This is a genomic window from Shimia isoporae, assembly GCF_004346865.1.
GTDB lineage: Bacteria > Pseudomonadota > Alphaproteobacteria > Rhodobacterales > Rhodobacteraceae > Shimia > Shimia isoporae.
In genome coordinates, this window is the sequence record NZ_SMGR01000006.1 from 85,851 (window position 1) to 99,568 (window position 13,718).

The 13,718-nt window shown below is 58.1% G+C and carries 12 protein-coding genes; 6 read left to right on the plus strand and 6 right to left on the minus strand.

From position 1 onward, the window contains the following. Nucleotides 1-73: 73 nt before the first annotated feature. The 5 genes from recJ to BXY66_RS19820 form a co-directional block, all read right to left on the minus strand. A complete protein-coding gene (recJ, locus tag BXY66_RS19795; protein ID WP_132862147.1) occupies nt 74-1,816 on the minus strand; it encodes a single-stranded-DNA-specific exonuclease RecJ in 1,743 nt (580 codons plus the stop codon). 87 nt (nt 1,817-1,903) lie between these two features. Continuing rightward, nucleotides 1,904-2,878, minus strand: a complete 975-nt coding sequence (gene glpX / locus BXY66_RS19800) for a class II fructose-bisphosphatase (RefSeq protein ID WP_132862148.1) — start codon at nt 2,876-2,878, stop codon at nt 1,904-1,906. A gap of 136 nt (nt 2,879-3,014) precedes the next feature. After that, nucleotides 3,015-4,592: a VCBS domain-containing protein gene (locus BXY66_RS19805; protein WP_165929257.1), complete on the minus strand. Its 1,578-nt coding sequence runs from the start codon at nt 4,590-4,592 to the stop codon at nt 3,015-3,017. A gap of 154 nt (nt 4,593-4,746) precedes the next feature. Further along, nucleotides 4,747-6,045 (minus strand): homoserine dehydrogenase, encoded by a 1,299-nt coding sequence (locus tag BXY66_RS19815; protein WP_132862151.1) that lies wholly within the window; start codon nt 6,043-6,045, stop codon nt 4,747-4,749. Between the two features lie 80 nt (nt 6,046-6,125). Then, on the minus strand, nt 6,126-6,371 hold the full coding sequence (locus BXY66_RS19820) for a hypothetical protein (protein WP_132862152.1): 246 nt from the start codon (nt 6,369-6,371) through the stop codon (nt 6,126-6,128). Nucleotides 6,372-6,497: 126 nt separating this feature from the next. Here BXY66_RS19820 and BXY66_RS19825 point away from each other — a divergent pair, with 126 nt between their 5' ends. Further along, entirely contained in the window at nt 6,498-7,085 is a 588-nt protein-coding gene (locus BXY66_RS19825) for a TetR/AcrR family transcriptional regulator (RefSeq protein WP_132862153.1), read from the plus strand. 72 nt (nt 7,086-7,157) lie between these two features. Here the strand turns inward: BXY66_RS19825 and BXY66_RS19830 are convergent, their stop codons facing one another. Continuing rightward, nucleotides 7,158-8,069 (minus strand): pirin family protein, encoded by a 912-nt coding sequence (locus BXY66_RS19830; RefSeq protein WP_132862154.1) that lies wholly within the window; start codon nt 8,067-8,069, stop codon nt 7,158-7,160. Between the two features lie 234 nt (nt 8,070-8,303). Here BXY66_RS19830 and BXY66_RS19835 point away from each other — a divergent pair, with 234 nt between their 5' ends. The 5 genes from BXY66_RS19835 to BXY66_RS19855 all read left to right on the plus strand — a co-directional run bounded on the left by BXY66_RS19835 (nt 8,304) and on the right by BXY66_RS19855 (nt 13,718). After that, a complete protein-coding gene (locus BXY66_RS19835; RefSeq protein ID WP_132862155.1) occupies nt 8,304-9,929 on the plus strand; it encodes a long-chain fatty acid--CoA ligase in 1,626 nt (541 codons plus the stop codon). Nucleotides 9,930-9,934: 5 nt separating this feature from the next. Next, nucleotides 9,935-10,837, plus strand: a complete 903-nt coding sequence (locus BXY66_RS19840) for an alpha/beta fold hydrolase (protein WP_132862156.1) — start codon at nt 9,935-9,937, stop codon at nt 10,835-10,837. A 132-nt stretch (nt 10,838-10,969) separates the two neighbouring features. Continuing rightward, nucleotides 10,970-11,959, plus strand: a complete 990-nt coding sequence (locus tag BXY66_RS19845; RefSeq protein ID WP_132862157.1) for an NAD(P)H-dependent flavin oxidoreductase — start codon at nt 10,970-10,972, stop codon at nt 11,957-11,959. Continuing rightward, a complete protein-coding gene (locus BXY66_RS19850; RefSeq protein ID WP_243694445.1) occupies nt 11,956-12,627 on the plus strand; it encodes a histidine phosphatase family protein in 672 nt (223 codons plus the stop codon). The genes BXY66_RS19845 and BXY66_RS19850 overlap by 4 nt, the downstream gene beginning before the upstream one ends. Before the next feature lie 65 nt (nt 12,628-12,692). Beyond that, nucleotides 12,693-13,718: a phosphotransferase family protein gene (locus BXY66_RS19855; RefSeq protein WP_132862158.1), complete on the plus strand. Its 1,026-nt coding sequence runs from the start codon at nt 12,693-12,695 to the stop codon at nt 13,716-13,718.

Here is a 13,718-nt window from a genome sequence, read left to right on the forward strand (position 1 = left end):
CGCGCAGGCGGGGCACTTACCTGAGGCTCACGACCCGCAACACCCTTTGAAAACCACCGCTCTAGCAGTGCGATCAGGCCCGCGCCGCATCCTCAAGTCGCAGTTGCACTGTCTGGCGACCGCCCCATGTGTTTATTTCCAGACGGCCAGCAAGATGGAAACGCGCGCCGCCGTGCGATTCGAGCGCCGGACCAAGTGGGCCGTCGTATGCGCCAAACGCGATGGCCTCCAGTCGCGCGCCAAACCCGTCGCCGAAAGTAACCTTTATGTGGGAGTCGCCAATGCGCTTGGTGAAGCGGATTTCAACGTCCGGAAAGGCAAAGCGCGGCGCCGGTGCGCCCGCGCCATAAGGGCCCGCTTTGTCGATGTCCTGAATCAATTCGACCGTCGCCGCGCCAGGCATCAGCAATCCGTCGAGTTTGAGGTCTGCCGGACCGGCATCGCCGGCACCTTGTTTTGCCAGCAGTTCGGAAAGGCGTGCCATCGCGGGCTCGAGCTGGTCGCGTGCAACGGTCAGGCCGGCCGCCATCTTGTGACCGCCTCCTTTCAGCAGCAATCCTTCCGCAGCAAGCTTTTGGATGCTGGCGCCTAGATCGACACCCGAAATGGAGCGACCGGACCCTTTGCCTTCGTCGCCCTCCAGGCCGATGACTATGGCCGGGCGATTGGTACTTTCTTTCAGACGCGAGGCAACGATGCCCACCACTCCGGGATGCCATCCTTCGCCCGCAGCCCAGACCAACGGCGCCTCCAGACCTCGGTCCTCAGCCTGCGCAAGAGCCGCGGCCCGAACCGCAGCTTCGATGTCGCGGCGTTCTGTGTTCAGATGGTCAAGTTGTTCGGCGATCGCTCGGGCTTCCTGTTCGTTGTCCGTTGACAGCAAGCGAGCGCCCAGATCGGCCTTCCCGATACGACCACCTGCATTGACTCGCGGGCCAAGCAGAAAGCCCAAGTGGTATGTGTTCGGAGCGCTGTCCATGCGACTGACATCGGAGAGAGCCACGACGCCGGGACGGTCGCGACGCGCCATCACCTTGAGGCCCTGTCGCACCAATGCGCGATTTACTCCGACCAGAGGCGCTACATCTGCCACCGTGCCAAGTGCAACGAGATCAAGCATGGACATCAGATCCGGCCCTTGCGTACCGTCTGCTCGCATCTGGCGATTTGCCTCGACCAGCATCAAAAAAACGACCGATGCGGCACAAAGATGGGCCAGCTCACCACTTTCGTCCTGACGGTTCGGGTTCACCACTGCAACACAGTCCGGCAGTGTCTCGCCCCCGAGGTGGTGATCCAGAACCACGACGTCCGCACCTTGCGCCGCCGCAATGGGCCCGTGGCTCAGGGTGCCGCAATCGACACAAACGATCAGGTCATGTTCCTTGGCCAAGGCCGCCATTGCGGGTTCATTGGGGCCATACCCCTCGTCTATGCGGTCAGGAACATACAACGTGGTTGTGAGACCCATGGCCCGCAGCCATGTGACCAGCAGAGCTGCAGAGGTTCCGCCGTCCACATCGTAATCCGCAAAGATGGCAATGCGCTGCCGCGACCTGACCGCCCGAAGGAAACGGGCCGCGGCCACCTCCATATCCTTTATAGACCGCGGATCCGGCAGCAGGTCCGCCAACTTCGGTTCAAGAAAACTCGGTGCATCCTGAGGGGAAACACCACGTCGCGCCAAGACCGCACAGAGCGCCGGCGGCAGGTTGGTGTCTTGAGCGATTTGCTCCGCCGCACGGGTGACCTCGACATCCGGCCCTACCCATCGCCGACCTGTCAGGCTTTCGGATACGTCCAGAAAATCGCTCATGGTGTGGCTTTCCAGTTATGCAAAGGCCCGCCAATTGGCGGGCCGAAAGGGCACGTCGGCCCAATCATGCAAGCTTTGGGTGGTGGATCAAGAGGTCTGGTCCACCGGCGCACGGTAGGTCATGCGGCGTACGGAGCCGGACTTCGAGCGCATCAATAGGGTTTCTGTCTCGATCCAGCCAGGAGTGCGCTTGATGCGAGGCAGCAGAGAGCCGCCGGTCACACCGGTGGCGGCAAAGATCACATCTTGTGTGACCATTTCGTCGCGTGAGTATACGCGGTCAAGATCGGTGATGCCGGTTTTGGCAGCACGGGCACGTTCGTCGTCGTTGCGGAAGTGCAGGCGACCCCACATCTGACCGCCCATACATTTCAGCGCCGCAGCGGCCAGCACACCTTCCGGCGCGCCGCCCCGGCCCATGTACATGTCGATGCCGGTTTCTTCGGCTTCTGCACAGTGCATAACGCCTGCGACGTCTCCGTCAGTAATCAGGCGGATCGATGCGCCCGTGCCGCGCACTTCTGCGATCATGTCTTCGTGGCGTGGACGTTCCAGAATGCAGACGGTGATGTCGGACATTTCGCAGTTCTTCGCTTTGGCCAGTGCGGCGACACGTTCGGCCGGGGACATGTCCAGAGAGACCACGTTTTCAGGATAGCCGGGGCCGATCGCCAGTTTGTCCATATAGGTGTCAGGTGCGTGCAACATCGAACCACGCGGACCCATCGCAATCACGGTCAGCGCGTTCGGCATGTCTTTGGCCGTCAGGGTGGTGCCTTCCAGCGGGTCCAATGCGATGTCGACGCCCGGGCCTTCGCCGGTGCCGACTTCCTCGCCGATGTACAGCATTGGCGCTTCGTCGCGCTCGCCTTCACCGATGACGACCACTCCGGCAATGTCCAGCAGGTTCAGCTGTTCGCGCATGGCGTTTACGGCGGCCTGGTCGGCGGCTTTCTCGTCGCCGTTGCCGATCAAAGCGGCAGAAGCGATGGCAGCCTGTTCAGCGACACGCGCGAGGCCAAGGGACAGCATGCGGTCGTGAAATTCGGGCTTTTGCGACATTGTGGGGTCCTCATCAACAAAGTTGCCCCCAGATAGACCACACAATGGACAGATCACAAGGCTGCGAACCGCCTTTGTGTCGGGAAATCGCAGTAAAACAGGCCTTTGCCATCATAAATGATGCTTGGAACCGTCCTCAGACGAAGAACAGCATGTCGTCGACCACGAAATGTGTGCCTGCGCCTCCCAGACCGGCGTTGACGCCGCCGGAGCTGACAAACAGCAGTTCGTCTACGGAATCAAAGGTGGAGTCATCAAACAGAACCTGCGTCGGACCCGAGGTGCTCAACACAACACTCTGAGACCCAATCAAAACACCATCGTCGTATCCGAATACCTCAACCGTCAGACCATCGTTCCAGGCTGCGGTGAAAAATGCGGACTCCAAGTCGAAATTTTCGTCCGACGTGATTGATACATCCCCGCCACCAGCGTTAGCGGCGACCGAGTCACCGGACACGAGGCCGTTGAAGTATCCGTTCGGGGATGCATCGCGCCCGTCGCTGCTTGGCGCGGTTGGCCGGGTGATGAACCAACCACCGGACCATGTCAGTCCTGCAAGGCCATCAGGAGATCCGCCTGCCGCAGCTTCGTCAAATGTAACTGTTGCCGTCGAGGATACTGTAGCAACTTCGTCAGTCCCGTTGATGATCGCCGAGATCGTTGTGCTGACACTGCCGCCGTTTCCGTCGTCCACCCAGACCGTGAAAACTTCGTTCAGGCTTTGGCCGGAGTCGAGGTTCTGAACAAACTCGTTGTCGTTGTCCAACGTGTAGGTCCAGTCGCCGTTCGGATCGATCGTCAGTGTGCCATAGGCGCCGGTTCCGCCTCCGTCGATGGTGTAGTTCAGGACATCGGACGCGTCGATGTCCTCGGCAACAACCTGACCCGTCATGACCTGTACGCCATCTTCTTGCACGGCAGTGCTGTCATAGATGACCTCGGTGATGACAGGATCGTCGTTCAATCCTTCAATCGTGACCTGGACGGTCTCAGTGGTTTCATTTCCCTGACCGTCGGTAACCACAATCGTCACAGTTTCTGTAGCATTTTCTCCGACGGCAAGTGTTTGGTACCCGCTGCCGGGATCAAAGGTGAGGGTAAAGCTGGCACCAGCGCCCATGCCCTGCGCCAGCGGGACCGGGATACCTAAGACAGAAATTGTTCCGATGCCCGTGACACTGACGGACTGGATGGCCACGGTGCCGCCGTCAAAATCAAAAGCCGTGATGTCGAAAGATATGGACGTCTCTTCGTCTGTGGTTTGGTCCGATGCTTCCACAAGCGCTGCATTCGGTTCGTCCACGGCGTAAACAAAGTCGTCAAATTCCAGAAACTCGAAGTGTTTGAGTTCGTCTGTTCCGCTGTCTCCGCCGTCAGTGTTGGTGTCCTCGACTATCAGGGTGTTGCCCGTGCCGGCGGACCAGAGGTAGTCGAAAATCGAACCCTCGTAGCGCGCGGTGTCGACACCATCGTTTCCGAAAATCGTGTCGTTACCCGCTGCGCCAAGAACGGTGTCATTGCCGTCTCCGGCGTTGATGCGGTCATTGCCCAGCCCTCCGAGAACGATATCGTTCCCGTTTCCGGCGTTTATTCGATGGGCTGTCAAAACGCCCGACAGATCAAGAATATCGTCAAAATCCGTTCCGGTGACGGTCGGGATTGGATTCTCAACGATCCCGCCATTACCTTTCCCATTGCCATTTCCCGGCATATCAAATCCCCCGCCCAAAATTATCGCGCGCTAACGCGCCTTCTAAAATTGGTCGTAGGTTAACACATTATTGAATCCGGCACACGCACGGCTTCGGAAAAGCCCTTGAAAGAAGAGCTTTACCGGCTTTTCGCATAAGCAACTGTGGGAGCAGTCAGACGGTTTCGATGCGTAGCGCGACCGGATCGGACGCCATCACGCCCGTATCACGCATGGCGGAAATGGCCTGATCCAAGGCGCTGCGTTGGGTCTTATGGGTGACAATCAGAACCGGCGCATGTGTGTCGTCATGTCGTGTCTGTCGCATGCGGTCGATGCTGATGCCATTGTCGCCCAATGCAGTGGCAATCTTTGCCATTGCACCTGGTTTGTCTTCAAGCGCGAGGCGCAGATAGAAAGGTGCGGGGGAGTTGGACTGCGCGCTTTTCGCTTTGGTCAGTTGAGCGGCTGGAATGCCGAACGTCGAAACCCGAATATCGCGTGCAATGTCACACACGTCTCCCATCACAGCGCTTGCCGTTGGGCCTTCGCCAGCACCGGGGCCACGTAGCACAACCTGTTCAACGGCATCGCCTTCGATCACCACCATGTTTGTTCCGCCTTTGAGTTGGCCAAGCGGACTGTCTGCAGGCACAAGGCAGGGAGACATCCGCTGTTCAAGGCCACGACCAGTCAAAGCGGTCACCCCCAAAAGCTTGATTTTGTAACCCAACTCGGCGGCCTGGTGGATGTCTTCGATTGAAATACGCTGAATGCCTTCAAGCGCGACACCGTCGAAATCCACGCGTGTGCCAAAGGCGATGGACGACAGCAGCGACAGCTTGTGTCCTGCATCGATCCCGCCAACATCCAGATTGGGGTCAGCTTCCAGATACCCGAGCGCGTCGGCTTCCGCGAACACCTCGTCATAGGGGAGACCCGCGTCCTGCATGCGGGTGAGAATATAATTGCAGGTGCCGTTCATCACGCCCATTACGCGGCTGATTTCGTTGCCGGCAAGGCCTTCTGTCAGGGACTTGATCACCGGAATGCCGCCAGCGACCGCCGCTTCGAAGCGGATTACGGCGTTATTGGCTTCCGCAGCTTCCGCCAGTGCCTGACCGTGGTGCGCCAAAAGCGCCTTGTTGGCGGTTACAACGTCTTTTCCTCGGGCAATGGCCGCTTCGATCGCGTCCTTCGCCGGGCCTTCCTCGCCTCCCATCAACTCCACAAATACGTCCACGTCATCCCGCTTGGCCAACGCGACGGGTTCGTCTTCCCAGGCATAACCGGTCAATGCCACACCGCGATCCTTGTCCCGTGACCGTGCCGAGACTGCCGTGATCTCGATTGCGCGACCAGTTCGAGCTGCCAGAAGATCGGCCTTTTGGCGCACGATTTTGACAACGCCGACACCAACGGTGCCAAGTCCTGCGATCCCAAGACGCAAAGGCGGGCGCGGGGAAGTGGTCATCGACGAAGTCTCCTCAAAAGGTTTATCTGCTCAAAGCCGTTTAGCGGGTTCGGAAGGACGGTGCAACGCGAGCCATTGGGCTATTGCTTCAAGGCGGCCGCACGGCGGCGCAGCCTGCGTTCTCGGGCTTCCAGAACGTCATCACTGTTTTCATCCAGCCTTGGCGGTTGGGTCACCAGAGCCACCGCATTCGGCAGGATTTTCGGGTAGACCGCGTCAGTAATGTCGTCGTCCACTTCCTTGACAGCATCCGGAAACTGCCCGCAACCGGCCAGCGCCCCGCATAGGACGGTCCAAACAAGAGATCTGGGTATAAAGCGGTGCATTCTGGCCTGCGGTCTTGATTTTGCCCTTTATGAACCAGCAGTGGGTGTGCGGCAATAGAGCGACAGGCCAGACAGGCTGTCACGAGACGGGTTTTAAAAGAACGTACGTTCAGTTAGCTCTGTTGTATGGCTCGAACGACTGGCTCTCACTCCGACATCACCGGCCCGCGTGTCCGCGCGGCAGCCCTGTCTCTTTTTGCGCAGCACGGGTTTGCCGCGGTTTCGATGCGCCAAATCGCGCGGGAGGTCGGTGTTCAAGCCGGTGCATTGTATAACTACACGCCGGACAAGCAGAGCTTGTTGTTTGACTTGATGCAAACCCACATGAGCGATCTTCTGTCGTCCCGTGATAAGCTTCCGGAAACGGCAAGCCCGCTGGAAGCCCTTGAAACGTTTACCAGATTTCACATTCGGTTCCACTCCGAAAGGCCCGAAGAGGTCTTCATCGCCTATATGGAACTGCGCAATCTGGAACCGGAAAACTTCGAAGCCATTGAAAAACTGCGTCGGACTTATGAAGACCAGTTGGAAAATATTCTGCGCGCGGGGGTCTCGGAAGGTGTCTTCAAAGTTGCAGATCCGAAATTGGCGACGATGGCGGTGATCGCAATGCTGACTGGCGTCAACACGTGGTTTCGCGAAGGTGGCCGCCTTTCGCTCGAGGAAGTTGAGCAGATTTACTGGGATATGGTGCGCAAGTCCGTCGGCGCTTAACGTCACTGGGACTTTTCGCTGGATATGCAAGAAAGGCGCAGAGCAGTTTTGCTCCGCGCCTCTGGAGGCTTTTTAATGGGCCGGCTTGATGAACGTCCCGTTCCGCAACTCGGTGAAGGCTTGCTGCAATTCGGCCTGAGTGTTCATCACAATCGGACCGTGCCATGCGACCGGCTCCTGTATGGGCTGTCCCGAGATCAGAAGAAAGCGCACGCCTTCTTCGCCAGCTTGCACAGTCACTTCGTCGCCATTGCCAAAACGTACAAGGGTCCGGTCGCCGCTTAGGTCACGGATATTGACTTCCTGTCCGGCAACTTCCTTTTCCAGTAGAATGCCGGTTGGTTGGCTGGCGTCTGCAAATGCACCAGCCCCTTCAAAGACATAGGCGAAGGCACGACGTCGCGTGTCCACCGGAAATGTTTTCTTCACGCCTGCCGGCACAGTGATGTCAAGAAACATCGGGTCGGCTGCGATTCCATCCACCGGGCCGGTGCGGCCCCAAAAGTCGCCGATGATCACGCGCACGCGGGTACCGTCATCTTCGATGATCTCGGGGATCTCCTTGCCTTCCACATCCTGATAGCGGGGGTCGGTCATTTTCAGGTCGCGCGGCAGGTTGGCCCAAAGCTGAAAGCCATGGTTTACGCCGTTTGCGTCCGCGGTAGGCATTTCCTGATGCAGAATACCGCGCCCTGCGGTCATCCACTGCACGTCGCCGGATTTCAGGTTTCCGGTATTGCCGAGGCTGTCCTGATGTTCAACCGCGCCATCGATCACGTAAGTGATGGTTTCGATTCCCCGGTGCGGGTGCCAAGGGAAACCGGCTTCGTACATGCGTGGATCGTCGTTGCGGAAATGATCCATCATCAGAAACGGATCAAGCTCCTCCGGATCGCGAAATCCGAATGCTCTGTGAAGATGAACGCCGGCACCCTCCATAGCAGGGACGGCTTTACGCGTTTCCAAAACAGGTCTTATCGACATGAGTTTCTCCTTTCGAAGATCTGTTCGCTTGTCCTCAAGTTAGGGCGCGGTCGATATGTGCGCAATTCGCGTTTGAAAACGGAACTTGTGCAATAAGGCACAGAACCAGGAGGCTATGCGACCAAAGTCTCAGGCCCTGCGACGCTGCGGCATGACCCATTTGTGCTTTTGATTTTTGCTTTGTCCCGCATAGGCTGCAGTTCACTCGATTCACTTTGGCAGGGAGGGCCAGTGATGCAAGGCTCCATGATGATGCGTCCGCTCAAGATAGCGGACATCCTTAGCTATGCGGCGGAAATTCACCCGTCCGGCGAAGTCGTTTCGGTCCGCACCGAAGGCGATATTCACCGCCAGACCTATGCCGATACTGCTCTGCGGGTCGCAAAGCTCGCGCACGCGCTCAAGGCGCAAGGCATGCAGACCGGCGATCGGATCGCGACGCTTGCGTGGAACGGCTACCGCCATCTAGAGCTTTATTACGCCATTTCCGGTGCAGGCGGCGTTTGCCATACAATCAACCCACGCCTCTCGGCGGAGCAGATGACCTACATCGTCAACCATGCCGACGATACAATGCTGTTTGTGGACACAACATTCGTTCCGCTTGTAGACGCATTGCGGGCCCAGTGGCCGTCGGGCCTCAAAGTGGTGGTAATGACCGATCGCGCGCATATGCCCGACGGTGACTACCTCTGCTACGAAGAACTGCTTGAGGGCCAGCCAGAGAGTTTTGATTGGCCGGATTTCCCCGAAGATACGGCCGCTGGTCTGTGCTACACGTCGGGAACCACGGGCAACCCCAAGGGGACGCTATACACCCATCGCTCTACTGTGTTGCACGCCATGATGGTGGGTCTTTCATTGCCAAAGGCTTTGCAGCCCGGCCGCCGCATTCTGCCTGTCGTGCCGCTCTTTCACGTGAACGCATGGGGTCTTCCCTATGCCGCACCGCTAACCGGCGCCTCGCTGATTTTCCCGGGCGGAGCATTGGACGGCGAAAGCCTTTTCCGCCTCATGGACAACGAGAAAGTTTATTCGGCATGGGGCGTGCCGACGGTTTGGCTTGGTTTGCAGGGTGAAATCCAGAAGCAGGGCCGCATGCCAGACGGACTTGGAGATATGGTTGTGGGCGGTTCGGCGGCACCGGCATCGATGATCAAGTTCTTTGAAGAAGACGACGTCAATGTCTGTCACGCTTGGGGCATGACCGAGATGAGCCCGATCGGTACTCAGGGCAATTTGCCAGTGCATCTGGAGCATCACGTCCTGAGTGAACGCGTTGCAATCAAATCCAAGCAGGGCCGTCGCGTCTTTGGCGTCGACCTGAAAATTGTTGATGAGGACGGCAACCGCCTGCCTCACAATGGCGAGGCGGCAGGCGAACTCTATGTGCGCGGCAACGCTATCACTTCGGGCTACTTCAAAAATGAGGAAGCCAACAAAACTGCGTTTGACGCAGAGGGCTGGTTTGGTACCGGCGACGTTGCGACCATCGATAGCCACGGATACCTCACGATCACGGACCGCGCCAAGGACCTGATCAAGTCCGGCGGCGAATGGATTTCTTCGCTTGATCTCGAAAATACGGTCATGGGCCATCCGAAAGTGGCCAATTGCGCAGTAATCGCAGTGCCGCACCCGAAATGGGACGAGCGTCCATTGATGATTGTGGTGCCGTCGGCAGACGGAAAGCCCGAAATCAGCGAACTGATGGACATGCTGAAAGAACATTTTGCGACGTGGCAATTGCCGGATGACGTGGTGTTTGTCGATGAGTTGCCGCTGACGGCGACGGGCAAAGTGTCCAAGCTGACACTTCGCAAACAATTTGGCGATCACAAGCTGCCGGATGCCAGCTAGGGCGCATGCGGCAAGAAACACTTATCCTCTCCGGCCACCGCTTCAACGTGTTGGTGGCCGGTGAGGCAGGCCAGCCGTTGATGTTGTTCCTGCACGGTTTTCCCGAATATTCAGCTGCATATGAAGACTTGATGCCTCACTTGGCAGAGGAGTTTCTGTGCGTCGCACCGGACCAGCGTGGGTTTGGTGCAAGTTGGAAACCTCAGAACGTAAAAGACTATGTGCTGCCGGCACTTTTGTCTGACGCAGCGGAGGTTATCGCGCACTACAGTTCGGATAGAACCGCAGTGGTTGTCGGGCACGATTGGGGATCTGCGGTGGCCTACGGGCTCGCCTTCCGATTTCCGGAACTGGTCTCACACCTTGTCATCGCGAATGGCGTTCATCCCGGTCCATTCCAGCGGGCAATGGCCGCAGGCGGGCGTCAAACCGAGGCCAGTCAGTATATTTCGGACTTGCGCGCAGAAGGTAAAGAACATGAACTGGTCAGGGACGAGCACGCGGCAATCTTCGATATTTTCAACAAACACATGGATATGGGCTGGATGACTCCCGCGCGTCGCGACGCATATCGAAAGGCGTGGGGAGATGTCGACGGTGTGCGGGCGATGCTGAACTGGTATCGCGCCTCACCACTCAAGCTTGCCAAACCTGGCGAGCCTATCCCGCCTGAAGACCTACCGGACCTGCCAAAAGAGGCGCTGCGTGTATCGATGCCGCATCTGCTGATCTGGGGGATGAACGACAGCGCTCTTTTGCCGGAAAGCTATGAGGGGCTCGAGGCTTATTGCGATGATCTCACCATCGAGGAAATCGAAAACGCCGATCACTGGATCTTGCATCAGCGAGCCGCAGATGTCGCCGCCCGTATTCGCCGCTTTCTGGAAGCCCGTCCCGTCGTGCAATGAGTGCCAGGCCTCGGGTCTTGGACGTCGGGATGTGACGACACCACGTCATGTGACGTCATGTTACTTTGCCATTCGCTTGCTTGAGTGACCGACAAACGGCCTTATCCTGCCTAACAACAACAGGAGTTATTCATGTCTGGTGACAGCCATCTGCCCAAGGCCCTGCAAGGACTGCGCATCCCCGCGGTCGCATCGCCTTTGTTCATCATTTCGGTGCCCGCTCTGGTTATCGCCCAGTGTAAGGCTGGCATCATTGGCAGCTTCCCTGCGCTGAACGCACGCGAAGGCGAAGGAGAGCACCCACTTCTCGACACGTGGCTTACGCAAATCCGCGAAGAACTGGACCGCCACAATCAGGAGAACCCTGACACACCTGCGGCACCTTTCGCAGTGAACCAGATCGTGCACCGGTCCAACACGCGTCTCGAGCGTGACATTGAGCTATGTCATAAGCACGAAGTTCCGATCTGGATCACCTCGCTTGGCGCGCGCAAGGAAGTCAACGATGCGGCGCATGATTGCGGGGGGATCGCCCTGCACGACATCATCAATAATTTCTTCGCGAAGAAGGCGATCGAAAAGGGCGCAGACGGCCTCATCGCCGTAGCCGCTGGCGCTGGCGGTCACGCGGGCCCGCAAAGCCCTCTGGCGCTGATCTCGGAAATTCGCGAATGGTTTGATGGCCCGCTGCTTTTGTCGGGTTCCATTGGCACCGGCGACTCGATTCTCGCCGCGCAGGCCATGGGCGCTGATCTCGCTTATATCGGGTCTCCGTTCATCGCGACCGAGGAGGCAAACGCGGTACAGGGCTACAAAGATATGATCGTGGGCAGTGGGGCAGACGACATCGTTTACTCATCGCTGTTTACCGGTGTTTGGGGCAACTATCTGAAGGGGTCAGTGAAAAATGCAGGCATGGACCCCGACAACCTGCCAGCGGGCGATGTTTCAACGATGAATTTCGGGAACGACCGCGAAAAACCCAAGGCTTGGAAAACGATCTGGGGGTCCGGCCAAGGGATTGGCGCCGTGAAAGAGGTCGGTCCGACCTCCGCGCTCGTTGACCGGCTGGAACGCGAATACATTGCGGCTTGGGAACGCCTTCAGGACCGCATGAAATGAGCCAGATGTTCCATCTTGTGCGTCATGCGCAAGCCAGCTTCGGCGCGGCCGACTATGACAATCTGTCAGACCTCGGTCATCGTCAGTCCGCCGCACTGGGGGCAGCTCTAAAGCGGCAGGGCGTGTCTCCGGATGCTGTGTTTATTGGCGCGCAGAAACGTCATCGGCAAACCTGGGAGGGCATCGAAAGCGCTCTCCAAACGGGGCTTGATCCTGTCGTTGTGCCGGGGTGGAACGAGTTCGATTTCGGCGGGCTGCTGGAAGCCCGCTACGCCAGCAGAGACGACAAACCGGCCGGACTTCATGATGACCGCAAAACCCATTTCCGCATCCTGCGTGACACGGTTCTGGAATGGCAGAACGACGAAATCGACAACCCGCCAGAGACATTCGCCGCCTTTACTCAGCGCGTACGCGAGGCCCGGGAAATCGTCGCAGCTTCGGGGGCAGCAACCCCTATCGCGGTCAGTTCGGGAGGTGCCATCGGCCGCACGGTTGCGGATGTAATGGGTGCGCCTGCTGAACAGATGATCCTGCTTCAACTCCAGGTCAAGAACTGCGCCGTGGCGCGGTTTGTGCTAGCGAAGGGTCAGACTTGGCTCAACGGATTCAATGAAACGCCGCATATTGATGCGTCAAACGAAGAAGACATGCTGACATACAGCTGAGAAATTTGGCGCGCCCCCATCGGGCTGTGCCGCCTGCACGTATAGGGTGGGCAAGGGAGGACTAAATGGACGCAACCACGCTTGATACAGCGGCAGTAGACCGCTGGTTGTCGGAAAACCTTGAAGGGTATGAAGGCCCTTCGCAGGCAACAAAATTTAACGTCGGGCAATCCAATCCGACCTTCCGGCTGGATGCTCCTTCCGGACAATATGTTCTGCGCCGGAAACCTCCAGGCGTTTTGCTCAAGTCCGCGCACGCTGTTGACCGCGAATTCCGCGTTCAGAAGGCACTGGCAGAGACAGATGTGCCCGTAGCGCGCATGCATCTCCTTTGCGAAGACTCCGATGTGATTGGTTCCGATTTCTATGTCATGGACTTCGTGGACGGGCGCAACTTTGACGATCCGCGGCTCAAGGATCTTACAAACGAACAGCGCGCAAGGGTCATTGACGAAATGGGACGTGTTCTGGCCGCGATCCATTCAGTTGATATCGAAGAGGTTGGGCTGTCCAACTACGGGCCTCAAGGGAATTATTTCGAACGTCAGGTCGGCCGATGGACCAAGCAATACCGCGCGTCCGAAACCGAGAGCGTGCCCCAGATGGACGAACTTGCCGAGTGGCTCAACGCCAACATCCCCGAAGATGATGGCAAGCGTACTTTGGTGCATGGCGACTACAGGATCGACAACATGCTGTTCTCCAAGGATGGCGAAAACGTTGTCGCGGTGCTCGATTGGGAATTGTCGACCATTGGCCACCCGTATGCAGATCTGGCCGCCGTGATCATGCAGTGGCAAATGCCACCGGGCAACGAGGGCCGTGGTCTCGCAGGTGTTGACCGCGCCGCACTTGGCCTGCCGTCGGATGAAGAGTTCATCGCAGCTTATTGCCAACGCATGGGGCTGCCGGGGATCGAGAAATTTGGCTTCTACCTCGCTTTCTGCTTCTTCCGCATGGCGGGGATTATTCAGGGCGTCAAAAAGCGCGCTTTGGATGGGAATGCGTCCGACCCCGAACGGGCGAAGCGTCTGGGGGGATTTGTGCCGATGTTTGCAATGGCGGGACTGGAGGCCGCGAAACGTGGATAA

What these genes read in the sequence shown, in the direction of transcription:
- recJ (WP_132862147.1), bottom strand. Translation starts at nt 1,816, where the DNA reads ATGAGCGATTTTCTGGACGTATCCGAAAGCCTGACAGGTCGGCGATGG.
- glpX (WP_132862148.1), bottom strand. Translation starts at nt 2,878, where the DNA reads ATGTCGCAAAAGCCCGAATTTCACGACCGCATGCTGTCCCTTGGCCTC.
- BXY66_RS19805 (WP_165929257.1), bottom strand. Translation starts at nt 4,592, where the DNA reads ATGCCGGGAAATGGCAATGGGAAAGGTAATGGCGGGATCGTTGAGAAT.
- BXY66_RS19815 (WP_132862151.1), bottom strand. Translation starts at nt 6,045, where the DNA reads ATGACCACTTCCCCGCGCCCGCCTTTGCGTCTTGGGATCGCAGGACTT.
- BXY66_RS19820 (WP_132862152.1), bottom strand. Translation starts at nt 6,371, where the DNA reads ATGCACCGCTTTATACCCAGATCTCTTGTTTGGACCGTCCTATGCGGG.
- BXY66_RS19825 (WP_132862153.1), top strand. Translation starts at nt 6,498, where the DNA reads ATGGCTCGAACGACTGGCTCTCACTCCGACATCACCGGCCCGCGTGTC.
- BXY66_RS19830 (WP_132862154.1), bottom strand. Translation starts at nt 8,069, where the DNA reads ATGTCGATAAGACCTGTTTTGGAAACGCGTAAAGCCGTCCCTGCTATG.
- BXY66_RS19835 (WP_132862155.1), top strand. Translation starts at nt 8,304, where the DNA reads ATGCAAGGCTCCATGATGATGCGTCCGCTCAAGATAGCGGACATCCTT.
- BXY66_RS19840 (WP_132862156.1), top strand. Translation starts at nt 9,935, where the DNA reads ATGCGGCAAGAAACACTTATCCTCTCCGGCCACCGCTTCAACGTGTTG.
- BXY66_RS19845 (WP_132862157.1), top strand. Translation starts at nt 10,970, where the DNA reads ATGTCTGGTGACAGCCATCTGCCCAAGGCCCTGCAAGGACTGCGCATC.
- BXY66_RS19850 (WP_243694445.1), top strand. Translation starts at nt 11,956, where the DNA reads ATGAGCCAGATGTTCCATCTTGTGCGTCATGCGCAAGCCAGCTTCGGC.
- BXY66_RS19855 (WP_132862158.1), top strand. Translation starts at nt 12,693, where the DNA reads ATGGACGCAACCACGCTTGATACAGCGGCAGTAGACCGCTGGTTGTCG.